Source organism: Sporosarcina sp. Y352, from assembly GCF_056786535.1.
The window spans coordinates 25,556-49,569 of record NZ_JBXCJE010000002.1 but is presented as its reverse complement, the minus strand read 5'-3'; the positions used below and the strand labels follow the sequence as shown (position 1 = coordinate 49,569).

Genomic DNA, 24,014 nt, shown 5'->3' with positions numbered 1-24,014 from the left:
AAAAATAAGACCTCCAAGTAACGATGCCCCTTGGAGGTCCCTCTGATTTTCTTAGTTAGCTAGTTTCAATAACGCCATATTTACCGTCACTGCGTTTATAGACAATATTTGTGCCATCTGAATCTGCATCAGTGAAGATGAAGAAATTGTGGCCCAACATATTCATTTGTAGAATTGCTTCTTCTTGGTCCATTGGTTTCAAATCGAAATTCTTTGTACGAACAATCGGGAATTCCTGATCTTCTTCAACTGTATCTCCATTTTTTTCTTCGCTTTTATTGACGGAAGCGAAGAAAGCTGCAACGCCTTCGCGTTCGCGGAATTTACGGTTTACTTTTGTTTTAAATTTACGAATTTGACGTTCGAGTTTGTCGACAATTAAATCGATGGCTGCATATAGATCGTTATGACGCTCTTCAGCACGAAGAGTCAAGTTCTTCATTGGAATTGTTACTTCCACTTTTGTTTGCTTATCGTTGTACACTTTCATATTTACATTAGCTGTAGCATTAGGGCCATCTGTAAAATATCTTTCTAGTTTTTGCAATTTCTTTTCGACGTGTTCACGAATTGCTGGAGTTACCTCTAGATTCTCACCGCGGATATTAAAATCAAACATATGAACTCCTCCTTTATTTAAACCATATTGTACTCTTCTACATCTTCCCCATAAAACCCTTCTAAAAACATTTTGAAAATTAAATTAATGTCGATTTGTGACGAATATGTGCAAAAACGTCTATAAATCAACGATGAAAACGCTTCACAAGTCGATTTCGGATTTCCGACGAAGTTTTAGCTCTTCCACAATTAATTTTTCAAGCTCGGCATTTTCATCAAAATCGTAGCCGTACATATACCCATCACTATATGGCTTCTTCCAGACAATTACGCCTAGTAAATCAATCATTTTTTCATGCAACTTAAATTTGAGATGTAAATGCACGGGCTGAGTCCCATCGAGCGGGATATCAAAATAAGTGAAAATCTTAGCACCGCCCGGACTGATATCGATGAGCCGACAGTCTCCAGGGCTCGATTCCCTGTCCCCACCATTTTTAACGACAATCCGCATTTCAGCTTCAAGCGGTTTTCCAAATGTGTATCTAAAATATTCTGTCCGTTTGTAGAGCATATTCCCCACTCCGTTCCATCGCACTGCGATTCGTTTCTTCTATTGATAGCAGACGAGTATGTTCCCCCAGAAGTTTCTAGCTCTAGTATTTATTTCACCAGAAAATAATTGAACTATTCAACAGCTCTTTGTAAAAGGCCCTATTATATGACTATGTTAAAAGAACCCGTTCTCATTTGTTACTCCCTATGATAAAGTATATTTACAGAATTCACAAAATAATGGATTAATAATAGCAATCAACCATTGGTAGGTAAAATCTTTATAGAAAGGTGAGGAAAGTTATGGGTTCGAGAATAATGCATTTGATTATCGCTAATCGAATGGCAGAGTCACTTTCAATAGTAGATAGAACTCCATTTTTACTTGGAGGTCTTGCTCCAGATGCTGTTTCCCCTAAAGACTTATCACATTTCTTTAAAGGTGAAGTACAGGATTATTCAAGAAACGTTGATTATAAAGGATTTTTACAGAAATACAGTTCACAAGTAGCAAGTCATTATATATTGGGTTATTTTACACATTTAATCGCTGATGATCTATGGCTGAAAGGTTTTTATCTTCCATGGCTGAAAAACAGAATGGAAGTAAATAAAGACATGGCCGACTTATACCATAATGATTTCCGATTACTGAATGGAAAGTTACTGGAACACTATGGTGTTACAGATGAATTGAGAATAATGTTAGGTAATTCTACTGCAACCATTGATTTGCAAGAAGTTACGTCTAGAGATGTTGAAGAATTCATTCCTTATGTAATAGGCGATATGGAATACGACAAGGAAGTGATCCATGAAAAACTTAATGTATTTACGTTTGATCAGATAGTTGGCTATATCGAGACATCCGTTGATAAGGGATTAATGAATCTGAGGCCATTATTTACCGACTAAACACCCGCTTAAAGGGACAATCCGTCATCGCTTTCATTGAATAAATAAAAGCCCGAAAAGAGTATTATCCTTTTTCTGGGCTTCTATTTATTGCTTTGTATCGTAAAACGTTCCGTCGCGCGTTACATTGCTGTAGGGATTGACGTAGTTTTTCATCGTATCTTTTTTTGCTTGTGCTTCAGTAATGTCCATCCGTATTAATTTCGAAAAGGATGCCAGTTTTTGCTGAACGACTGTTTCAGTTGCGACAAGTACTTTACCGAACGCTTCTTCTTCCGGTGTGAACGGGCCAACAATCTGCGTTTGCAGTTTATCGCGATCATCGAGAAGTGCTTCGATTCGTGCAATCGTTTCGTCCCGCGTGTCTTCTGTCGTTGCTTTGGTCAATTCTAGTAACTTTTCGGTCACCTCACGCCAAGCGATTAGTGCAGGGCGAATCATATTTCTTCTACATTCGCGTATTGTTTCTGGCGGTTAATCTGAATAACCTGCTTCCACGTATCGCGAAACTCCGTAATAATGGCAGAGGCTTCATCGAACAAAGCACTGTCGTTTTGTATATTGCCGTCCACCAGTCTGCTGTTTGCAAATTCATATAGAACCAGCATGTTTTGAGCAACGGGGTACGTTGTATCAAGCGTCAGCATCAATTCAGAAATGATTGCCTGCGCTTTTTGGATAGACTTATTTTTCTCTTCAATATTGTTGTCATTCATCGCTCTCTTCGCCTGCAAAATGAATTTCAGACAGCCATTGTAAAGCATAAGCGTCAGTTCGCCGGGCGTTGACGTGTTGACTGTATTGTTTTGGTAAGTTGCATAGGGATTGTTGATAGCCATTTATAATCTGTCTCCTTTTAGGTCATTGCCGTAGTTAATAATTATTGAATGCATTCATAAGGCTCGCGGACTGTGAGTTTGCACGACTAATAGCCGTTTCCATTGCCGTAAACTGCTTCCAATAACGGTTTTCCATCATTTTGAGACGTTCTTCGAAACGTTCAATCTGATTGTTCATGTCTTTGAGTGAACGGCCAAGTGAAAACGTATCATTGACAGACCCTGTTTTCCCCGCGCGCTGTGCGATTGACGTTTGCGTACTGTCAACGATTGTTCGGAGTCTCCGTGCAAATCCTTGATTATCCACATTAGCATCGTCTTTTGAGAACAATTCATGCACTTTGCTTGGATCATCACTGATTGCTTTCTTTAAATCTGTTTCATTAATAACAAGTTTCCCATTGGCTGTATAGTCATTTGACGTTGTAATACCAAGACTTTTCAACGTTTGTCCATTTACAGTCCCCATAAGAGCTGTCCTCATTTGCGTCAGCATACTGGAAATAGTAGGATCTCTACGAAGCGTACCACTTTTCGCTTTTTCATCCCATAGTTCAATATCCTTTTCATTCATTTCCTTCCGCTGTTCAGCTGAAAGCGGCTGGAAATCACGATATTTAGGTTCGCGAATTTGTTTGTTTAAGTCTTCGATCAGTTTGTTATATTCGTCTACGTATTTAGTGACGGATTCGAATATTTTATCGGCGTCGGGGGCGGAGTTGAATGAGACTGTTTTATCACCAGGCAGAACTGTTGTCCCATCTTCTCCAAGTGGTGCAGTTACCTGTTTTAACGTTACTTCAAAACCGCTTACTTGAAAGGTATTGGATGACCGTTGTGTCCTAAGACCATTGATTGTAATATCGGCGTTTTGACCAGCTGAGCCAGATCCGTTCAAGGCTGCTGCTGTATTTGTTCCGTTCAATTTCATTGTACGAGCAAAATTTCCGCTCATTACGATTTCTGAGCCTCCAGAAATACCCCCACTATTTTTAGCTGTTACTCCTATTTTCCCTGTGAACGAATCGTAGAAAGCATTTACGCCTGAGTTTTTGTTAATTTTATCAAAAACGGATTGAAGGGTTTCTTCAGTTGGATTAAAAGTTAAGGTATAGTCTTCGCCTAATTCACCTTTTTCATTTATAGCCTTTATAGTTATTGATTGTTCACCAGTTATCCCTAACTCAGACAATTTATTTGTCATGTCCGCACTCTTTGGAAACACACGTAAATCCCCTGCACTTTGCATCGTTGCATTTTTAGCCAACTGATGAATCTGTATCGTGCCCGAAAAATCACTAGTAGATCCCATATTCCTAATCGCTACATCATTTGGTGATGAGATATTCACGGTCTTTGCAGCAAACGATGTTGATAGAATCATCGTATCAAACGTATTTTTACTAAAATCAAATAGCTGACGGTTGGTTGAGCGGTAATCGTCCAATTGCCATTCTAAGTATTGTTTTTTCTGTGTAATTTTATCAAGTGGAATACGGTGTGCTTTCATTAAATCCGTTACCATTGACTCCGTATCCATGCCTGAAGCTAGTCCACTAATTCGCATTTAACAATCACGCCTTTCTTATATTTTCCGATCGACAAGAAAGCCGACAAATTCGCGCATTTCGGCATGGATGTCTAATAGTTTTTTTGATGGGATTTCTCGGATGATTTCGTCTGTGGTTGAATCAACGATTGTTACATAATATTCGTTGAGTTTTTCATGGAATTTGAAGCGCAATTGCGTATTAGCCGTTTCTAAAAACTTGTTTATGCTATCTGTCATTTGCATCGCTTTGTCTAGCGGCAGTTGTTGTTCATTGTCCTGCTGCTGAACTTTCTCCTGAATTGCTTGCACTTGAACGACCGCTGTTTCCATGTCGGGTGCCGTTTTTTCTGCTGATGCATTCACTTGAGTTCGCACTGCTTCCCCATTCATCCGACTCACCATCCACCAAACCTCCCTAAGTTCAAGATCATTCGTTATGATTTATATCGGCTATGGAAAATGGAAGTTGAGTCAATTGGCAATAAAAAATATCAAAAATACATTTACGCCTACCTGTTTTTAAGATTGAATTGTCACCTCTGTTGATTAACGATTTAGTTACATAAACCGGTGGCTAGAAGTGCTTGAAAATCGCCATTTCCACTTGACTATTTCCGGTCCGCTTTCGGCGAATTAATCATGGCAGTTTTACCGAGGGGCAAGGATGGCTAGAAGTGACTCCGTCACTTCTAGCCATCCTCTTTTAGGTAATACTCTTGTGAATAATCGCCTGTCGCGTTCCTACAATATTCAAGTGAAAAATGCAGTTACTTTGAAAAAGTGAATAGATGACTTTCTATAGTGATTGTAAGTGCCCGAAGATGAAATTTCGGGCACTCTTGCACGCTGTACACTGTATTTTTTGCTCTACTCTTGCTTTACTCTATAAGAAAGTGACACTTCCCTAAAAAATAGAAAAACTATAATAGAAGGATTGAGCGGTCGAAATTGTATCTTTGACCGCTTTTCTCCATGTAAGAAGCCGTCTATTCTATCATCCCCAAAAGCATCGGCACTTCTTGTACTCTTGTCTTTGGAAAGCGACGAAGTCGAATCCCTAATTACTTAGACCTCTCGATAAGCATATAGAAATTGTTCATTTCAAAACGATCCAAAACCAACTATACAAGTAGTGCCTGATGTGTGATCAAGTTATTTACTAGTTACTATTAGTTAAATAGCAGGCGTGTTTTATTGTCAGACTTTTCTTAGTAATAAAATTTACTGCAGACCCTTAATAATCGCTAAAAAATACCGAAGTACTTATAAGTGAATTCATTTTAAATATAGAAAGAGAAGGTGCTATATGTTCAAGTCCATCAAGACAAAAATCATCATGACGGGTATGGTGCTTTTTCTAATTGGCATAGCCATTATGACTGCCATTAGCAGTACACAAGTAAAAAACAAAACGGAAGAAAACGTGGTCGCGTCAAGCGCTTCTCTCATTAATGAAATGGGCTTTGCGATTGAGAACTATCTGGGACAATACGAGTTGGGTCTTGCTCAACTATCGACTTCCCCTTTAGTGACAGAGTTTTCAACCGCAACGGGAGATGAACCGGCTGACGATCCACTTCCAAAACTCAATGAATCATTCGAACACTTTATGGAATTATACGAAAATACTTCCGGAATTTATTTTTCTCTTCCTACTAAAGAGACCTACATTATGCCAGTTGCCGATTTAGGCGCTGATTTCGATCCTACAACACGTGAATGGTATATACAAGCAGTTGCAGATCCGGGCGCTGTGCAATGGACGAAACCTTATATAGACCAAGCAACTAGTGAATTTGTAATCAGTGCTTCAAAAGCGGTACAAGCTAATGGGAAGGTCATTGGCGTTGTCGGCCTCGATATTCAGCTATCCGCGTTAACAGACAAGATTTCATCCAGCGATATTGGTTATGACGGTTATCCCGTCCTTTTCGATACGGAAGGAACAGCGATTGCTCACCCGACATTACAGGGAGAAAACTCGATGGAACTTCCATTCGTCGCCGAAATGTACAAAGAGGGCAATGAAAAAGGCGCGATTTACTATGAATATGAAGGTATCAATAAAGCCAATATCTACTCAACGATTCCAAAATTCGGTTGGAAAATCGGTGCCATCTATGATGAAAAAAATATAGATGTACTGGCAAATGACTTGCGTAACTCTATGCTGATTGTGGCTTTGATAACGCTTTTGATCATCTTTGCAGCTCTTTATTTCATGATCAGTCGTACCATTAAACCACTCGGTACATTGAATTCACTTATGAATTCTGTTTCAAAAGGCGATTTAACAGTTCACTCAGACATTAAAACGAACGACGAAATTAGTGAACTTGGGAACAGCTTCAATACGATGATTGACAATATGCATTCCATTATCTCTGTTGTTAATGACTCTGCATCGAATGTGCGTGCAAGTTCCGAAAGTTTGAGCGCTGTCGCAGAGGAGACTAGTGCATCAAGCGAAGAAGTCGCACATGCCGTTTCTGAAATTGCACACGGCGCGTCGAAATCTGCTGAAGATGCAGAACTCGTAACTGAAAAGGCCGACATCCTTGGCCAACAAATTAACGAAATTACAACGAAAGCCGGTGTCATGTCTGATATCGCAACAAGAGCCGGTGAAATGAATACCAACGGCCAAGGCCAAATGCATGAACTAAAACTTTCCTTCAATGACTGGGAAACAAATTTACAGTCCATGTCTGAAGTAATCGGAACCCTTGAGAATAAAGTCAAAGCAATCGGCGGAGTCATGGAAACCATTACGCAAATCTCAACACAAACAAATTTACTTGCGCTTAACGCGAGCATCGAGGCGGCACGCGCAGGTGAACACGGTAAAGGATTTGCGGTCGTCGCAGATGAAGTAAGGAAACTCGCTGAGCAATCAGCTAGGTCAACAGATGAAGTAAAAGTGACCGTCCAAGAATTGCAAACAGAATCTAGACTCGTCTCAGCGCAAATGAACGAAACTCGCGAAAACTTCTTGCGCCAAGGTACGGTGGTAACCGATACGGAAGTCACGTTCAGTGAAATCTCAACGTTGATGGTTGATATGCAAGACTCGATTGACGCTGTGTATGAAGAAATACAGAAAGTGGCGACTCATAAAGACGACGTCGCTGAAACGATCCAAACAATGGCAGCAACATCGCAAGAAACTGCCGCTGCTTGTGAGGAAGTAAGTGCTTCAACAGACGAACAGCTTCGCGCGATTCAATCAGTAACGGATGCAGCGGAGACGTTGACGGAGTTGAGTGAAGAATTGAGTATGGCGGTTAATCGATTTAAAGTTTAAAACAGTGCAAAAGCGCTCAAGACAGTTTCTGTCTTGAGCGCTTTTTTTCGACTAATTCTTAGTAGTAACCCTTTTTTGTATAGAACACAATGCTGAATAATTTCACTTACACCTTTTTTACTACGCACTCTACCTAATTACGCCAACGATAAATACCAATCCAACATATGATTTACTTCACTCTTAACCAATTCAATGAAATCATCGTATATATCCGTAGTATGCGCTTTGTCTAGTGCATCATAGTAAGAAAGGCGATTTTCTGCCTTAATGATAATTGGAGGGAATCCAGCTTTCATTAAGTCCAAGTTAAGTAGTAATCTAGATGCGCGGCCGTTTCCGTCGATGAATGGGTGAATACCCACAAAAATAATATGTAGCATTGCGGCACGCGCAATTGGATGCATAGATTGTGCCTCGCCGTCATGCCAAATAATTAGTTCTTCCATCTTCTCTTTTATGAGAAATGGTTCAGGCGGGACATGCTCTGCACCCGAGATATAGACTTGCTGGTCGCGGTACATCCCTGCGTATCCATCGTCAATTCCTTTTAGTATGAGTCCATGCAAGTTCTTAATTTGCCATTCGGTTAGCAACTCATTATTAGCCACAATTTCTTCTACATACAGTATTGCATCTCGATGGTTGATCACTTCAAGATGCCCCCGCATCGTTTTACCACCAACCGTAATCCCTTCAAGAACGACTTTTGTCTCTTTTAGCGTCAACGTGTTTCCTTCTATCGCATTCGAGTTGTACGTCCACTCCAGTATCAACTTCTCCCGTAAACTCTTCAATGTATAGGGCGGCAAGGGACTTTTTCCATCCAGCAATTGTTTTTTACGATCGATTTCCTGGAACATGTCCGTCCCCCCTTGTCATAAGTCATAGCTCTTTTTATCAGTCACATACATTTCTTCAATCAGGTAGCAGTGTCATCATTATTTGTTATATTACCAATCCTATTATGATATTAGGTTCACTAATCAGGTCGGCAAAGTGATCATTTTGTGCTTTTATTTGATGTATAAGATTATTTTACCTCCGCGTTCAATTAAAGACAATTTTTTGATGAGAGTCTATGTAATGCATAATGACCGTATCCGCTTAGATTTCTGGTCAGCAATGATTTTACAGATATGCAACGCTAGTAGGGACAAGTGATAACATCAGTAAAGTGGCTCATTGATTGGATCCTCTTCTTGTAATTCTAAATAATAGGGAGTTAAACCCAAATAAATAAACAATAAACAACTAAAATAAACGACTATACCTATCAAGGTATTATTGAATATTTGCGATACTAAAATCATAAATGGAATGAGAAATCCAATCAAACCACCTCGTTGCGATGACTTTTTCGTCCGGTATTGTTTTTGTTTACATTTCGGACAAGTGATCTCTCCGTTTTTCATACTACACTTCAAGGCTTCTCCATATGACCATTCTTCATTACATTTAACACAAACAGGCAAACCCTTACCCTTTTTTCGTAGTCTCCTTTTTAGGTAGATATACAGGAGTACAAAGATACTGACAAGGAGAATCGATTTTATGAAATCATTGTTAAGCTCCATCCAAATAGTAGTCGTATCAGATTGATTCGAAGCTGCAGTTTGTGATGGACTTAAAGGTAATGGATCTTTTTGTTGCCAAAGTAAATAACTGAAGCCCAGTGTAAGAATCGTACAAGTTACGAGCACAATACGGTATTTCCACTCACTGCGCCGTTTAGCTCTAATAGTATTTGTATTTGTATTTGTTTTTGCTTTTGTACTAATTTGCTGTTTTCTTTCTTTTGACAACGACAGAGTTTGTAATTCCCTATGTAAATCCACTTTAAATTTATTCATAACGGTACTCCCCCCACTCATAATCAGTTATTCGATTTCCCAGTTGCTTCCGCGCACGCTGTAACCGAGTACGAACTGTCGACTCTGGACAATTTACTAATTTTGCGATTTCCACTGTCGACATCTCTTCATAATAATAAAGAATGAGCACTTCACGATAAGGTACCGTTAACGTAAACAGTGCTTCTACCAATTCCATTTTCTCGGACTTTTCAAGCATTGCACATTCAGGCGACAGACTTTTACCTTTACTTATAACTTTTTTATACAACGTCGTTCTCCGACTCTTCCAACTTCGTAAATAATCATGACTCCGATTGACTGTCATTTTCACTAAGTACGTTTTCAGCGATGCCTCTCCCCTAAACTGGTCCTGTTTTTCGTAAAAGGCAACGAACACATCCTGCACGATATCCTCAGCAGTTGCACTATTTTCCACGTACAAATACGCAACGCGCAATAAATAATCCCCATACTCGGAAATAATCTTTTCAATTTGCAAAACAAATTCCACCACCTTCACCCTACTGACGTATGTCGATTGTTTTCCGACTCATTTAACAATGCTATTTTTTAAAAGACTGATGCCTGTTCGCAACAAAATGAGATTAAAAATCATGCGTTCGGTAGCAACCCGGACTAAAACCCGTACCTCTGCAAGACAAAATAACGAGCAATCAACTATTCGGATAAAAATACAAAAAAACAGAAATCCATCTAGATTTCTGACCCTTCTTTTATTATTATACAGTTGCAGTGAATTTACGTAATCGGCACCCAAAAATTTGTACTTCAACAGGTGAACAGCGTCGTGCGGTTCAGGAGTTAAGTGAAGAATTGAGCATGGCGGTTAATCGGTTTAAAGTGTAAGTAATTGAAAACCACTTAGGGAATTTTGCCCTAAGTGGTTTTTGTATTTAGAACATTTTTCATCATACTCTTCCCATAAATAACTCAATTGTCTAGCATTTTCTGTAACAGTCGGTCATATACATAATTTATTGCACATATACATAGTAATAGGGTTACTTATATCGTTTTTTAACCCTTTAAAAATTGCAAGGGCAGTTCGACAGTGCCTAATGAATGGAGGTGAAAACCAGTGACAACATACGAATTACTAAGCTTACTCATCCAACTATCAGGTGGATGGATTGCTTTTATGTCGGTGTCGTTGTCAGTCATCTTTTTCTTATCAAAAAAGAAGTAACCGTCCCTTCCATCAACGGAAGTGTGAATAACAATTACTTCTTTCTTGTTGACCAAATGCTTCTCTACCAACTAATTACACCATTTTACTTTGCGCAAAATCGCCACTGATTTTGCCCTGCAGATTACTACAACCAGGCTGAGTGCTCAAACACTCAGTCCTTTTTATTCTATGTCGTGTTTTTTATAATATGATAGATTTCAAGAGTAGTGCAACACATAGTGAAATTGTGGATGATAAAGTCTGCATATTTAGGACCTACTGCAAAGCACTTTTTAAGTAACGTTCAATTATTATATGTAACTAGCACTACAAATAGAAACAAATCTAGTAGTATATCCCCCATAAAACTGGCTTAATGCTATAAAATTTTCTTTTAATGTTTCCATATCTTTTGTGTTAGTACCAAAATAATCAAAAAAGCCGTTCTGACAATAAAATCTCCAGAACGATTTTTTTATTTATATTGCACGCTGCATTAGATTTCCATTAGATAAATTTTATGTATGTAAAGCCATCATTTTCTCATCAAGAAAGAAGTAACTGCCCCCCCATCGGCTGAAGTGTGGACAATTACTTCTTCTTTTCCATACAACAATTTTCACCGTCGTACGATGTACAAAACCGATTAGGATTTTGTAGTTACAGTCTACCATTGCAGGACTGAATGTTCAAACAATTAGTTCTTTTACATTACTTGATGAACTATCAACAGAATTGCGATAGTCCACTTCAAAATATGTCCCGATAACCAACTTGACTCATTTAACTTTTATTATTTTGTGCATATTGGATCTGCTATGAGTCAATATGTTAGTTATAATTATTTATATATGTAGCATGTCCTATTAAATGGAATCTTTCTTTTAGTTTCTTCCCCTACAATAGTGACTAAGCGCTAAAGCACGCTTCTTTTCACTAAGTCTTCTGAATCTATTATTCAAATCTTTCATTATTCATTGGACTGAATAGTTAAATAATGGTACGATTTGTATAGAAGTAATCCTAAGATAGATGTATCTTCTCTTACAGTGTGTAAGAATTAGTTCTCCAAAATCTGCCCCTCTCCCATAACAATTTTACATATACATAACGGTTCACATACAACAATTGGATAACTCTTTAATTGTTTTTTTACTTTTCAAGAAATACATTACAATTTCAGTATAGTTATAAGAAAGGTATAACATACACGTGGACACTTTCAAATGAAAGGAGGTGAAAACCAGTGACAACATACGAAATACTAAGCTTACTCATTTCACTTTCGGGTGGATGGATTGCTTTTATGTCGGTGTCGTTGTCAGCTATCTTTTTCTTATCAAGAAAGGAGTAATTGCCCCCCTATCGGCAGAAGTGTGGACAATTACTTCTTCTATTTCCATTCTGGGCAAACTGTTTTTTCAGCCCGGCAATTAACACCGTCGGCAATAAATAGGACTGATTTTTTATCACTCAGTCCTATTTATTCCGATTCAAGTTTTTCATTATATGCAACAAGTACTGCTAATAGAAACAAATCCTTCCTCCCAGTGGCGGCTAGTCGCAAAAAAGCTTTTGATTAGTTTTCTGACTCAATTATGCAGATATCCAATCCAATTAATAGGAGGTTTAAAATGGAGAACTATGCACATGTAATTCCATACGAAATGATTGAACAAGTAGCGGATACAAATGAAATTCCCGCGGGTGTAGAATTAATTCAAGCACCAAGTATTTGGAACAAAACTAAAGGAAAAGGTATTACGGTAGCGGTCTTGGATACAGGATGCGATAGTGAACACTCCGATTTACAAGAACAGATCATTGGTGGTCGGAACTTTACGGACGACGATGGCAACAATCCCGAAATTTTTCTTGATTATAATGGACATGGAACTCACGTTGCTGGAACGATTGCTGCTCGACAGAACGATAACGGCGTAATTGGAGTAGCCCCTGAAGCAAGTTTACTCATTGTTAAGGTCTTGAATAAAGAAGGCTCGGGACAATATGACTGGATCATTAATGGCATCAATTATGCGATTGAACAAAAAGTGGATATCATCTCCATGTCATTGGGGGGTCCTAATGATATGCCAGAACTTTATCAGGCGATCAAAAAAGCGATTGCCAACAATATCCTCGTCGTTTGTGCGGCTGGAAATGAGGGTGACGGCGACGATTCAACCGATGAGTTTGCCTATCCAGGTTGTTATAACGAAGTCATAAGCGTTGGTGCGATTAACCTAAAACGACGCTCTTCCGATTTCACCAATTCTCACAATGAAATCGATTTAGTCGCTCCGGGTGAAAAAATTATTTCTACGTATTTAAACGGAAAATATGCCACGTTAAGTGGAACTTCAATGGCTGCACCACATGTATCGGGAGCACTCGCCCTAATAAAAAATTTGGTCAATAACAGTTTCGGGCGTCAACTTTCGGAGCCGGAGCTATATGCCCAATTAATTAAAAGGACCGTTCCGCTAGGATTCTCACCGAAACTAGAAGGCAACGGTCTCATTTATTTAACAGTCCTTGAACATTTGACGAATGTATTTGAGCAAGAAAACAAAACACTGGTCTTGAATGCATAATAATTCAATTTAATGATATAACCGCATTCAAACATTCAGAAATTAACGATAGCCGCACTAGGAAAATTAAATTCCTGGTGCGGCTATATTTTTTTGGCGGTATCGCTAGTTGGGAAGCTTACCTCATATCTGAAACGATTTCACGGAGTAACTTCGAACAATGGTCTGACATTTGGATCTGCGGCAACATGTTCCGGGAAAATAAACCCCATTGAATCACGCAATAGCTCTATTCCCAATTCCTTGAAACATTTGTCAACAAACTCCGAACACATATATTCAAAATCATCGCTATGTCTCCCAAGTCCTAAACTTATACGTGCAACAATCTTAGCTATCTCGTTTTTGTCATAATTTCGATTAAGTAAATCAATCGCCTTACCACACATTTTCTTTATTTTTTCTCGATCAAAATCAGGACTATCAACTACTTCATGTCGGGCTACATACATTTCCCCATTATACTTTTCCATACTATTTTCATAATTGTAAAGATAATGATATAGGGGGACCACCCTGATACCATCGTCTTCCACACTTTCTAATACGAGTACATGTTCATCCCAATAGACTAACACGGCTATATGACTAAATTCAGAGTTCGACAGTCTTTTTATCATCTCACTGACTAAGTAACGACCGCTACAGAAAAGGAGGTCCCCTGTCTTGATTTTAGTTTTTGCTTGCTCATAAGAAATTTGGTTTATACCGTTAAATTTATCGGTCCCCATTACCAATCGCTCCTCTACCTAATAGTATCTACATATTTCTAGGATTATAGTAGGTGCAGTGACAGGGTGCTTCCACTTAGGTGAGCAATAGCTTTTTTTCAGAGTTTAATATCCCCGGGTACATCAATGACATATCCTATTGTTGATTCTAATTGATTGAGTGGGTCGTGATTACGTAAATCTTCAAAATCAAGACCTGTAATCGCCTCAATTTTTGAAATAGAAACTTGATATGTTTTATATTCTCCATACGCAAATTCCAAATCCTCAATAAGGTTCTTTTGAGTTTGTAAATATGCGGTTGCAGATAGATTTCCATCTTTCTTAACAATGACAGCTATTTTCCAAAACTCTGCCGGTATTTGAACGCCCCTGTAAATAACGTCATCCAACCGAAAAACAGGCCCAGTGAACACCGTCACTTTAAGATTCGCGTTTTTGGCATTGTCTAAAATATAATTCTCCAGATCCAGCCAACTTTGCTGATTCAATTTACTTTGCTGGGGCGCACAATTTGTAAAATGGAACGTATCCTTATTCGCCTTTTCCGCCGAATCTCCCCAAACAGGATCCAGCCTGCGGACAAGATGCCCCCGATCAAGCGAATTATTTTTATATAATTCTGGGCCACACTGGTACTCTGTTTCGATACGGGAATCGAGATACCATTTGTCATTACGGCCAATCTTCATTAATTGATTGCCATCAATATTCACCACCGTATAATACGCTAAACGGCGTGACTTGCTCATGACAATTGAAAAATGCGTATACTGTAAAACATTGCTTCCGTCCTTTAATAAGGCAATATCCTGTTCAAGATCCGACCGGAATTTCGGATGTGGAACTTCATAGGCTTCACCGAGAAATTGAGTGTCATAACCGGTCGCCCCTTCATACCACGAACTGCTTAACTCCTCAACGACCATTTCTTCAGGAGTATGGTCAAGGACTCCCCACTCTTTCACAATGTCATTCAGCAACACTTTTTGATCATCACTAAAATTTGCGCCTTGCTTCACGACGAACTGGATAATACTGCTGATCCGAATCCCTTCATTGGCAATAAATTCAGTCCGGTTCTTTGGATCTGGAACCCCTGCATGGTGGAGGGAAACGACAATCCATTCGTCATTATAGACAGGTGAACCGGAAGATCCTGGCATGGTATCTGTTGAGTAGTGAATATAATCGTCAAATACATCCATAATTTGATTCTCTCTGATTGCTACAGCTTTCGGTGCCCCCGAAGGATGCTGAATGATTGATACGCATTCACCAACCAACCCTTTGCCCGTTTGCGGGATGAGCGGCAAGAAACCAAATTCACTTATATTTGTGCCGTCAGCAGATACTTCCTCTATCGTAACTAGCGTGAAATCAAGATTTTGATCCGTTATAAATAAACGCTTTGGTGTTAGACGGAAGTTTTTCATCGGACGTTCTTTTAAGTCAAGACCGACTTCAAAGTTGAATTGTGCGACGCTGAACTGGGCCGTATCGACGTTCTCCAACACATGATTATTCGTAAGCAATAATGAAGGTGAGACAAGAAATCCTGTAGCATGTCCGAGAACTCTGCCGATACGATCACGGATTTCGATTCTGCAAACCGAATTGGCTGCTTGTAGACCTGCTTCAAGATAAGAAATTGGAAATAGATCATCCCGACCAATAATACGCTCGATTGCAAGTCCATCCCGCGGATCAATAATTGCTTTACGGAGCGCGACCCGCTCAGGCGTATCTACCTCCATAGGGTTTTTAGTTTGCAGTTCACCAGCAATTCGTTCACGCTCACTAGAACGCGAGATGTAACGCTTTAACGCTTGTTGTTGTTGCAAATCTACAAGTTCCACAGTAAGACTTTGAAACTGATCAAGTCGTTTGGTAGACATGTTTCCCCTCCTTAAAATAGTTGTCGTCACTTGATTTTACTTTACGATATATGTTGAACAAATGAATACAAACTAAGTGAATGTGCTTTCTAAGTGTTACAGAAAAGTTGAAATCGCTTGGTTAGATACGACTGGCAAAACACGAGTAGTGTAGCGGCTAAGCTTATAGCTAGGGTCCCCGACCATCGCAGTGGCTTCAATATAATACTTTACTTCAATATATATCCCTACTCCGTTTTTATACTGTTCAGTTAATTCTAACAGTCTTGCTATTTTTCCGAAAGTTACTTATTAAGGATAATTTAAAGTCTTTTTCCAATTATCTATATTTTCATTATGACTTTAGCCATCCGAAACCTGTTTTCACTGCATTTTATCTGGTCCTTATGGATGACGGCGACCAAGTTAAAGCCTGTCCAATTAGCTTGAGGTCTTCTGAATACAAAAAGACGACCGAACATTTCAGCTTAGGTCAATTTTTATTTTACAGAGTACAAATACAATTCCCTACTATTTCCTGTAGATATCATACCACCACCTAGTTATAGTCCATGCTATTCGCACTAAAAAAAAAGCCTGAATACCTTTTTTAAAGGATTCAGGCAAAACGTAGGACTATTATCAAACAAAATGAATAATTGCAACGCAAACTTAATTAACTACTTCTACTTAATTTGTTAATGGATTTTCACTTCTACTTTTGCTGCTACAAACGTATTTCGAAGAAATCCAATCTCCTTAATCTCACACTCAATGACTTCTCCGGCTCCGGCAAACTCTGCCCCCACAGGACTCCCTGATAAGATTACATCACCTGGCTTAAGTGTCATTACTGCTGTAAGATATGAGACCATTTTGCGAATCGGAATGATCATTAACTCAGTCTCGCTGTTTTGTTTTTCTACATCATTCAGTCTAGCTTCAACTTTGACTTGAAAAGGATCAAGCTCTGTTTCAATAACAGGACCTAGAGGCGTGAACGTGTCAAACGATTTACCGATTGTCCAGTGCCCATCTTGATGGAAAAACTGAGGCGCTGTGACGTCGTTTCCAACGGTATAACCAAATATATAATCCAAAACCTCTGATTCAGGAACATTTTTTGCTTCTTTTCCAATCACAATCACTAATTCTGATTCAAATTTTACTTGATCAATACCCTCTGGAATGACAATGTCTTCTTCCGGTCCAATGACAGATGAAGTTGACTTAAAGAAAAAGACTGGAATTTTCGGTAGCTCACTTGGAAGATTTTCCTTTTGGGTTACGTAGTTTGCGCCGATGCCAATGATTTGGTTTGGCTCTAGTGGGGCGAGAAGTGTCACCTCACTCATTGAAAACGCTTCGCCCGTATACTCCCAATCACCAAATATATCACCCTTTATTTCTTTTACAGTATCCTCTGTTATAACGCCTTTGTATACATCAGAACCCTCTACTTTAAATCTAGCAAATTTCATTCTAGCACTCCTCTCACGTTAAATTCTCTTGTAGAACGTATAGTCTGGTTTAGGTACAAATTGGTTCCATTTCGTGCTGATTTTTCAGCTATTATTAATAATAGGCGATAACAAGGCCTCCTAATCGGATAGAATACCCTGTCATAATTCAACACTTTAAACTTGGCAATTCCATCGTAAAACGGCTATTGTTTTACTGTTAATTTAACTTTCGCTTCTAGACGTCGACGGTGCAGAATCGGCTCCGTGTAACCGCTTGGCTGTGCGTAGCCTTTGAATACAAGTTCAGATGCTGCCTGGAACGCCACCGAACCGTCATAGTCCTCAGCCATGGGCAGGTAATCAGCGTCTCCAGCGTTTTGCTCATCTACTACTTTCGCCATACGCTGTAAAGTCTCCACTACCTGGTCTTTCGTACAAATTCCATGATGAAGCCAGTTTGCCATATGTTGACTCGAAATACGCAGTGTAGCACGGTCTTCCATCAGCCCCACATTGTTAATGTCTGGTACTTTTGAGCAACCAATTCCTTGGTCAACCCAGCGAACAACATAGCCAAGGATTCCCTGTGCATTGTTATCCAGTTCTTGCTGAATTTCTTCATCACTCCACTGTGGATTCATTTCAACTGGAATATGCAAAATATCATTCCGCAAATCTCGCACTTCTTTCGCAAGCTCATTTTGTACTTGTGTTACATCAACTTGATGATAATGCAAAGCGTGTAATGTCGCTGCTGTTGGAGATGGCACCCAGGCAGTGTTTGCCCCTGCTTGTAAGTGACCAACCTTTTGCTCAAGCATGTCTGCCATCAGGTCTGGCATTGCCCACATTCCTTTGCCAATTTGGGCACGGCCTTGAAAACCACTCGCGAGACCGACGTTTACATTCGATTTTTCATAGCCTTGCAGCCACTTTGAGGATTTCATTTCATGTTTGCGAATCATTGGACCCGCTTCCATTGAAGTGTGCATTTCATCGCCCGTTCGATCTAAGAATCCAGTGTTGATAAACACAACTCGGTCCTTTACCTCGCGAATACAATTTTTCAAATTCAACGAGGTCCGGCGTTCTTCATCCATTACACCGATTTTAAGGGTATTCCTTTCCAATCCGAGTAAATCTTCAACTCGGTCAAAAAGCAAGTTGGCAAAAGCCACTTCTTGTGAGCCATGCATTTTCGGTTTCACGATATAGATTGAACCCTTAGTTGAATTTTGATAGGGGGCATTGCCTAACAATGAATGCTTCGCTAGCAAGCTCGTGATCACACCATCCAAAATACCTTCCTGGATTTCTTCTCCGTTGTGATCTAAAATCGCATTATTGGTCATCAAATGCCCGACATTTCGGGTAAACATTAGGGAACGCCCTGACAGTGTTACTATTTCTCCACGTGGGGAAGTGTAGCTGCGATCAGGATTAAGAGTGCGCGTTACTGTTTTTTTATTTTTTGTGAATTCAGCAGTCAAATCTCCTTTCATCAGACCTAGCCAATTGCTGTACACGATCACCTTATCTTCCGCATCTACCGCCGTTACAGAATCTTCGCAATCCATGATTGTTGTCAAGGCTGCCTCCATCAGGATGTCTTTAACACCAGCATCATCCGTTTTACCGATTGAATGATTGCGGTCTACCTGAATTTCAAAATGTATGCCATTGTTTGTCAGCAACACAGCTGTTGGATTTTCCTGCTGTCCCTGATAGCCAACTAGTTTTTCCTCGTTTTTCAGTACAGCTTTTTCTCCATCGTTAAGAGTAACGGACAACTTACCCCCGACAATGCTATAGTGCACAGCGTCCTTATGAGAAGAACCATTTAATGGTGCGGCTTGATCTAGAAAGGCCTTCGCAAATTGGATAACCTTGTCACCACGAACCGGATTATAGCCCCTACCTAAATGAGCGCCTCCTTCTTCACTGATGGCATCCGTTCCATATAGAGCATCGTATAGGCTACTCCAGCGGGCATTGGCTGCATTAATCGCATAACGTGCATTATTTACTGGAACGACTAACTGAGGCCCAGCTTGGATAGCGATTGCATCGTCGACTGCTTCAGACTGAACTTGAAAATCTTCCGTTTCTGGTTCCAGATAGCCAATTTCCTCTAAAAATGATTTATACTTTCCAAAATCAAGATCCTTATTTTCACGGTGCCATGTATTGATTTTGTCATGTAGTTCATCTCGTTTAGCTAACAATTCCTTGTTCCTAGGCGTTAAGTCATGGACAAGCTCTGAAAAACCAGACCAGAACTTTTCTTGATTCAATCCACTTCCTGGAAGAGCTTCTACATTAATAAATTCATAAAGAACAGATGCAACTTGAAGATTATTCGTTTGTACATAGTTTGTCATATTACAATTCCCTCCTTTAATTAACCTTTTCCATTTATAAAATGACCGCTTCTTTCAGCTCTTTTTTCACTTCTGCACAGCGTCCCGGCGTCGGAAACAATTTCCCCGCATTTAATAGATTGTCAGGGTTGAACACTTCGCGAATATTCGTCTGAGCAATAATTTCCTCATCCTTAAATACAAAACGCATTTCTTCTTTTTTCTCAATCCCGACCCCATGTTCGCCAGTAATGGTTCCGCCAGCATCGGCACATGCTTGCAAACAAGCACTCCCAGCTATGATTGCCCTTTCGGTTTCGCCTGGAATCCTGGCATCAAAAAGGACAAGCGGGTGAAGGTTTCCGTCTCCTGCGTGAAAAATATTGGCGATGCGCAAACCTGATTCTTGACTAATTTCATCGATTCGGCTTAACACTTCCGGCAGCTTACTTCGAGGAATCACACCGTCTTGCACTAAGTAATCTGGAGAGATTGCTCCCATTGCTCCAAATCCAGTTTTACGATTTGCCCACCATCCCGCTCTTTCCTGCTCATCCTTAGCTGCTCTCACTTCTCGTACATTTCTATTTTTACAAACTTCAAGTATTAGATTTATTTGCTCATCAATCCCTGCAGAAATCCCGTCTACTTCTATCAATAATACCGCCGCAATATCTTTCGGATGTCCTACAGGAAAGGCAGCAGCTTCAACACCCTCGATTGCTGTTTTATCCATCATTTCAAGTGCAGCCGGGACAATGCCTGCTGAGATAATATCCGATACCGCCTGACTTCCATCAGCAACGCTATCAAAATATGCAAGCACCGTTTTCTTACTTTCAGGGTTTTTCAATATACGAACGGTTATTTTCGTTACAATTCCCAATGTCCCTTCTGAACCCGTTAACAAACCAAGCAAATCGTAACCAGGCGCATCTGGAACTCCATTTTCCCCTACTTCAATAATGTCTCCATTTGGCAAAACAACCTCTAGACCAAGGATATGGTTGGTTGTAACCCCATATTTAAGGCAGTGCGCTCCACCTGCATTCTCAGCAACATTTCCACCAATCGTGCAGCAATATTGACTTGACGGATCAGGTGCATAGTAATACCCTTTATCGGAAATTGAGTTTGTCAGTTTCAGATTGACAAAACCAGGCTCCACAACTGCACGTCTGTTTTCAAGATCGACACTGACTAGCTTCTTCATTTTAACTAAACTAATAATCACCTCATTATTTATTGGAATCGCACCGCCGCTTAGGCCAGTACCTGCTCCACGGGCAAGGAAAGGTAACTGATTATCAGAACAGTATTTTACAAGCAGAGAAACTTCCTGTGTATTTTTTGGAAATACAACTGTTTTCGGCAAATGCTTATGAATCGTAAATGCATCGCAATCATACGCCAGCAAATCTTCTTTGTGGTAAATGATTGAACCTGCATCACCGACAATATTGGCGAGATTAATAATATGTTTATCCTTTGTTTCAATCTTTTTTACTGCCATTTCTCTCCCCCCTCAAAACCATCCTCTTTTTGATATGCCCAGTCCAGTAGCTGAACTGTATGAACTACTTTTTGATTTCTTCCGTATTTCTTGACTCCAATTGCCATCTGAAGCATACATCCTGGATTCCCCATTGAAATCATATCTACATCATCAGGGACATTCTCCATTTTGTTTTCGAGGACGGCTCCTGCCATTTCGGGATTAGTAATATTGTAAATACCGGCACTTCCACAACAGCGATCTGCGTTTGGCATATGAATCATTTCGACACCTGGAATAGCAAGCAAAATGTCGCGTGGCTCCTGACGTACGCCTTGTCCATGTGCTAAATGGCAAGCATCATGATAGGTAATGCGCTTGTTTAGTTGTGCTTTTGGTTTTTCATAGCCTGTGTCATGAAGGTATTTTGAAATATCTTCTACTTTTGTGGAAAACTCTTCTGCTTTTGCGTGCCATTCCGGTTCTTCTTCCCGGAACAGTTCCGCGTATTCCTTTAGCATGCAGCCACAGCCAGCTGCGTTAACAATTACTTTTTCAGAATCCTTGAACGCTTCTATATTCTGCTTGGCAAGCTTTCTTCCTGTATCACGGTCTCCAGCATGAACGTGAAGTGCGCCACAGCAAGTCTGAGTTTTCGGGATATGCACATCATTTCCGTTCCTAGTTAAAACGTTGATAGTCGATTCATTGATATCACTGAACATAACATCCATTACACAACCCGTTAAAAATGCCACTTCGTTCTTTGTTTCACCCTTTGCTTTGATAACAGTTTCATTTTTAAATTTTTTACGGACAGATTGTTGCACTTCTGGCATAACCGCTTCCATATCAACTAAATGCTGTGGCATAACATTGATTAGCTTCGTTTTTTGGACGACTTTTTGCATGCCGCTTTTTTGGTAAAACCGCAAAAAGTTTCCGAGTGTATTTAATCGATTTTGATGTGGAAACAGTCCTTGTAGAAAGAATTTGCTTACCGTTCCTTTCAATCCTGTTAATGGGATTGCCTGGCGAATTTGACCACGAGCTTCTTCAATTAAACCACCGACATCAACATCCGCAGGACATGCCGTTGTACATGCACGGCAGTCAAGACAAGCAAAAACGGGATCCATAAACTGCTTATTTACTTCCAGTTTCCCTTCTGCCACTGACTTAATGAGGTGGACACGTCCACGAGGTGAATGTTGCTCCTGTCCAGTCAGTTCATAGGTCGGGCAAGATTCCAAACACATTCCACAATGTGTACAATCTGCCCATTTTTTTTCATCTGGGTGGTCGCTCCACAGATAATTGCTGAAGCTTTTTTGAGTCGTACAGGCTGGGTCTTTTCTAACATCCACTTCTTTCAAAACCATGTTTAAATCCCTCCTACGAATCGATTAGGATTAAGAATTTTGTTCGGGTCAACTTTTGATTTAATCCCTTCCAATAGGAAGAAATACGACGGCTTCTCCCCCCAAACATCCACTTTCTGACGGAGGGATAACGGTAAATGCTTCACAACCAAGTAACCGCCAAGCTTCGTAGCAATATTTCGCAAGTGGTGAATGGCTGCTACGATATCTGCACTCGTGCCTTTTAAATGTACTTGGCACAATCCATGCCCTAATCCACCATGCGCCTCAACTAGTAAATTGAATGAGTCCTTTAACGCTTCACTTTCTCGTATCATAGTAAGAACATCGAGATTAACGACCCCAATTTTCAGAGATGCCTCTGTTTCTTTCCTTGTATGCACTTCTGCACCATTCGGACAAATTGTATAAAACCGATGCCAAAATAATTGAGCTTCAGTTTGTGAAAGAATGTTCATGCTTGTACCCAAAGGCTGGATACTTTGAACAAATTTCTCTTGATAACGCACAGAGCTTTCTACATCCTCAAAAGAGATTGCTAACGAATAAGTAAATTGACCACAAAGCTTTTGGGATAAAGATGGATTCACAACTTCAAGCGTGACAGGCTCCATCGTTGAATCTAAAAGCGTTTTGGAAAACGTTCGAATGTCATCAAGATTTCCTTTTGGGAAACATACGAGGATAAGACTTTCATAGTTTGCGAGTGGACGAAGCTTCACAGTTACCTCTGAGACAACTCCGAGTGTTCCCATTGCACCGATAAATAGCTTGTTCATATCATACCCAGCCACATTTTTTACCACTTTCCCGCCAGAACGAATGACGGTACCATCTGGATAGACGTTCCGTAGTCCTATCACCACGTCACGTGAAGATCCATACCCCAGACGCTTGGGACCGCTATCATTTGCTACAACAATCCCCCCGATCGTTGCCAATTCAGGCCAAGCAGGATCCAATGAGATTTTCTGCTTGTATTTCGCCAAATAGTCTTGCACCTCTTGAAAGGTGGTGCCTGCCTTAACGGTAAGTGTCATGTCACCCACTGTATGCTCGACAATTCCTTTGTAATTCGCCAGTGAAAGGAGGATATCCGCAGATTCCGTGACGCCGCCAAACCCCCTTTTCGTTCCCCCTCCCATTACGGTTACTCTTTTCCCATACTTATTGGCGTATGTTAAGATAGCGGCGATTTCCTCTTCTGAAGTTGGATAAACGCTCAGCTGCCCGCTGTTACCAAGTGGATGGTGTAGATTTTCCCCTTCTTTAATTCGTTCCTTCGGGATAACTGATTGTAAGTCCTTTCCAAGCTCTGTAGCGATCAAGTGCAAACCC

The 24,014-nt window shown here is 40.1% G+C and carries 19 protein-coding genes; 3 read left to right on the top strand and 16 right to left on the bottom strand.

What is annotated here, in order from left to right:
• Positions 1–55 precede the first annotated feature (55 nt).
• Entirely contained in the window at positions 56–619 is a 564-nt protein-coding gene (hpf, locus tag AC1TO6_RS03230) for a ribosome hibernation-promoting factor, HPF/YfiA family (RefSeq protein WP_482100169.1), read from the bottom strand.
• A gap of 144 nt (positions 620–763) precedes the next feature.
• Complete coding sequence (locus AC1TO6_RS03225; protein ID WP_482100168.1) at positions 764–1,135, bottom strand: PilZ domain-containing protein; 372 nt, start codon at positions 1,133–1,135, stop codon at positions 764–766.
• Between the two features lie 284 nt (positions 1,136–1,419).
• On the opposite strand from AC1TO6_RS03225, the gene AC1TO6_RS03220 reads away from it, so the two are divergent.
• On the top strand, positions 1,420–2,031 hold the full coding sequence (locus AC1TO6_RS03220; RefSeq protein WP_482100167.1) for a zinc dependent phospholipase C family protein: 612 nt from the start codon (positions 1,420–1,422) through the stop codon (positions 2,029–2,031).
• 87 nt (positions 2,032–2,118) lie between these two features.
• On the opposite strand, the gene fliT is transcribed toward AC1TO6_RS03220, so the two are convergent.
• The 4 genes from fliT to flaG are packed head-to-tail and all read right to left on the bottom strand — an operon-like array spanning position 2,119 to position 4,824.
• Positions 2,119–2,472 carry a flagellar protein FliT gene (fliT, locus tag AC1TO6_RS03215; RefSeq protein WP_482100166.1) on the bottom strand — a complete coding sequence of 118 codons (354 nt, stop codon included), beginning with the start codon at positions 2,470–2,472 and terminating at the stop codon, positions 2,119–2,121.
• Positions 2,469–2,870, bottom strand: a complete 402-nt coding sequence (gene fliS / locus AC1TO6_RS03210; RefSeq protein ID WP_482100165.1) for a flagellar export chaperone FliS — start codon at positions 2,868–2,870, stop codon at positions 2,469–2,471. Before fliS ends, fliT begins: the two co-directional genes overlap by 4 nt.
• A 34-nt stretch (positions 2,871–2,904) precedes the next feature.
• On the bottom strand, positions 2,905–4,437 hold the full coding sequence (gene fliD / locus AC1TO6_RS03205) for a flagellar filament capping protein FliD (protein WP_482100164.1): 1,533 nt from the start codon (positions 4,435–4,437) through the stop codon (positions 2,905–2,907).
• A gap of 18 nt (positions 4,438–4,455) precedes the next feature.
• Positions 4,456–4,824 (bottom strand): flagellar protein FlaG, encoded by a 369-nt coding sequence (flaG, locus tag AC1TO6_RS03200; RefSeq protein WP_482100163.1) that lies wholly within the window; start codon positions 4,822–4,824, stop codon positions 4,456–4,458.
• A gap of 904 nt (positions 4,825–5,728) precedes the next feature.
• Between flaG and AC1TO6_RS03195 the strand changes: the two genes are divergently transcribed.
• Positions 5,729–7,726, top strand: coding sequence for a methyl-accepting chemotaxis protein (locus AC1TO6_RS03195; RefSeq protein WP_482100162.1), 1,998 nt, complete (start codon positions 5,729–5,731; stop codon positions 7,724–7,726).
• Positions 7,727–7,863: 137 nt separating this feature from the next.
• On the opposite strand, the gene AC1TO6_RS03190 is transcribed toward AC1TO6_RS03195, so the two are convergent.
• The 3 genes from AC1TO6_RS03190 to AC1TO6_RS03180 all read right to left on the bottom strand — a co-directional run bounded on the left by AC1TO6_RS03190 (position 7,864) and on the right by AC1TO6_RS03180 (position 10,081).
• The gene (locus tag AC1TO6_RS03190) at positions 7,864–8,589 is read right to left on the bottom strand and encodes a Fic family protein (protein ID WP_482100161.1); all 726 of its coding nucleotides are present in this window, start codon (positions 8,587–8,589) and stop codon (positions 7,864–7,866) included.
• A gap of 306 nt (positions 8,590–8,895) precedes the next feature.
• Entirely contained in the window at positions 8,896–9,579 is a 684-nt protein-coding gene (locus AC1TO6_RS03185; protein ID WP_482100160.1) for a TIGR04104 family putative zinc finger protein, read from the bottom strand.
• Positions 9,572–10,081 (bottom strand): RNA polymerase sigma factor, encoded by a 510-nt coding sequence (locus tag AC1TO6_RS03180; protein ID WP_482100159.1) that lies wholly within the window; start codon positions 10,079–10,081, stop codon positions 9,572–9,574. Before AC1TO6_RS03180 ends, AC1TO6_RS03185 begins: the two co-directional genes overlap by 8 nt.
• A gap of 2,324 nt (positions 10,082–12,405) precedes the next feature.
• On the opposite strand from AC1TO6_RS03180, the gene AC1TO6_RS03175 reads away from it, so the two are divergent.
• Positions 12,406–13,368 (top strand): S8 family peptidase, encoded by a 963-nt coding sequence (locus AC1TO6_RS03175; RefSeq protein WP_482100158.1) that lies wholly within the window; start codon positions 12,406–12,408, stop codon positions 13,366–13,368.
• Positions 13,369–13,508: 140 nt separating this feature from the next.
• Here AC1TO6_RS03175 and AC1TO6_RS03170 read toward each other — a convergent pair whose 3' ends face one another.
• The 7 genes from AC1TO6_RS03170 to AC1TO6_RS03140 form a co-directional block, all read right to left on the bottom strand.
• On the bottom strand, positions 13,509–14,099 hold the full coding sequence (locus tag AC1TO6_RS03170) for a YiiX/YebB-like N1pC/P60 family cysteine hydrolase (RefSeq protein WP_482100157.1): 591 nt from the start codon (positions 14,097–14,099) through the stop codon (positions 13,509–13,511).
• A 98-nt stretch (positions 14,100–14,197) separates the two neighbouring features.
• Positions 14,198–15,997 carry a DNA/RNA non-specific endonuclease gene (locus AC1TO6_RS03165; RefSeq protein ID WP_482100156.1) on the bottom strand — a complete coding sequence of 600 codons (1,800 nt, stop codon included), beginning with the start codon at positions 15,995–15,997 and terminating at the stop codon, positions 14,198–14,200.
• Between the two features lie 677 nt (positions 15,998–16,674).
• Positions 16,675–17,457, bottom strand: coding sequence for a fumarylacetoacetate hydrolase family protein (locus tag AC1TO6_RS03160; RefSeq protein WP_482100155.1), 783 nt, complete (start codon positions 17,455–17,457; stop codon positions 16,675–16,677).
• A 185-nt stretch (positions 17,458–17,642) separates the two neighbouring features.
• Complete coding sequence (locus AC1TO6_RS03155) at positions 17,643–19,820, bottom strand: malate synthase G (RefSeq protein ID WP_482100154.1); 2,178 nt, start codon at positions 19,818–19,820, stop codon at positions 17,643–17,645.
• A gap of 34 nt (positions 19,821–19,854) precedes the next feature.
• On the bottom strand, positions 19,855–21,312 hold the full coding sequence (locus AC1TO6_RS03150) for an FAD-linked oxidase C-terminal domain-containing protein (RefSeq protein WP_482100153.1): 1,458 nt from the start codon (positions 21,310–21,312) through the stop codon (positions 19,855–19,857).
• On the bottom strand, positions 21,303–22,676 hold the full coding sequence (locus AC1TO6_RS03145; RefSeq protein WP_482100152.1) for a (Fe-S)-binding protein: 1,374 nt from the start codon (positions 22,674–22,676) through the stop codon (positions 21,303–21,305). The genes AC1TO6_RS03150 and AC1TO6_RS03145 overlap by 10 nt, the downstream gene beginning before the upstream one ends.
• A gap of 2 nt (positions 22,677–22,678) precedes the next feature.
• On the bottom strand, positions 22,679–24,004 hold the full coding sequence (locus tag AC1TO6_RS03140; RefSeq protein ID WP_482100151.1) for an FAD-binding oxidoreductase: 1,326 nt from the start codon (positions 24,002–24,004) through the stop codon (positions 22,679–22,681).
• Positions 24,005–24,014: the final 10 nt, after the last annotated feature.

Coding starts and splice junctions, on each gene's coding strand:
- AC1TO6_RS03185 (WP_482100160.1), bottom strand. CDS start 9,579: ATGAATAAATTTAAAGTGGATTTACATAGGGAATTACAAACTCTGTCG.
- AC1TO6_RS03220 (WP_482100167.1), top strand. CDS start 1,420: ATGGGTTCGAGAATAATGCATTTGATTATCGCTAATCGAATGGCAGAG.
- AC1TO6_RS03195 (WP_482100162.1), top strand. CDS start 5,729: ATGTTCAAGTCCATCAAGACAAAAATCATCATGACGGGTATGGTGCTT.
- AC1TO6_RS03150 (WP_482100153.1), bottom strand. CDS start 21,312: ATGGCAGTAAAAAAGATTGAAACAAAGGATAAACATATTATTAATCTC.
- AC1TO6_RS03145 (WP_482100152.1), bottom strand. CDS start 22,676: ATGGTTTTGAAAGAAGTGGATGTTAGAAAAGACCCAGCCTGTACGACT.
- AC1TO6_RS03160 (WP_482100155.1), bottom strand. CDS start 17,457: ATGAAATTTGCTAGATTTAAAGTAGAGGGTTCTGATGTATACAAAGGC.
- AC1TO6_RS03225 (WP_482100168.1), bottom strand. CDS start 1,135: ATGCTCTACAAACGGACAGAATATTTTAGATACACATTTGGAAAACCG.
- AC1TO6_RS03190 (WP_482100161.1), bottom strand. CDS start 8,589: ATGTTCCAGGAAATCGATCGTAAAAAACAATTGCTGGATGGAAAAAGT.
- fliD (WP_482100164.1), bottom strand. CDS start 4,437: ATGCGAATTAGTGGACTAGCTTCAGGCATGGATACGGAGTCAATGGTA.
- hpf (WP_482100169.1), bottom strand. CDS start 619: ATGTTTGATTTTAATATCCGCGGTGAGAATCTAGAGGTAACTCCAGCA.
- AC1TO6_RS03165 (WP_482100156.1), bottom strand. CDS start 15,997: ATGTCTACCAAACGACTTGATCAGTTTCAAAGTCTTACTGTGGAACTT.
- AC1TO6_RS03155 (WP_482100154.1), bottom strand. CDS start 19,820: ATGACAAACTATGTACAAACGAATAATCTTCAAGTTGCATCTGTTCTT.
- fliS (WP_482100165.1), bottom strand. CDS start 2,870: ATGGCTATCAACAATCCCTATGCAACTTACCAAAACAATACAGTCAAC.
- AC1TO6_RS03175 (WP_482100158.1), top strand. CDS start 12,406: ATGGAGAACTATGCACATGTAATTCCATACGAAATGATTGAACAAGTA.
- fliT (WP_482100166.1), bottom strand. CDS start 2,472: ATGATTCGCCCTGCACTAATCGCTTGGCGTGAGGTGACCGAAAAGTTA.
- AC1TO6_RS03170 (WP_482100157.1), bottom strand. CDS start 14,099: ATGGGGACCGATAAATTTAACGGTATAAACCAAATTTCTTATGAGCAA.
- flaG (WP_482100163.1), bottom strand. CDS start 4,824: ATGGTGAGTCGGATGAATGGGGAAGCAGTGCGAACTCAAGTGAATGCA.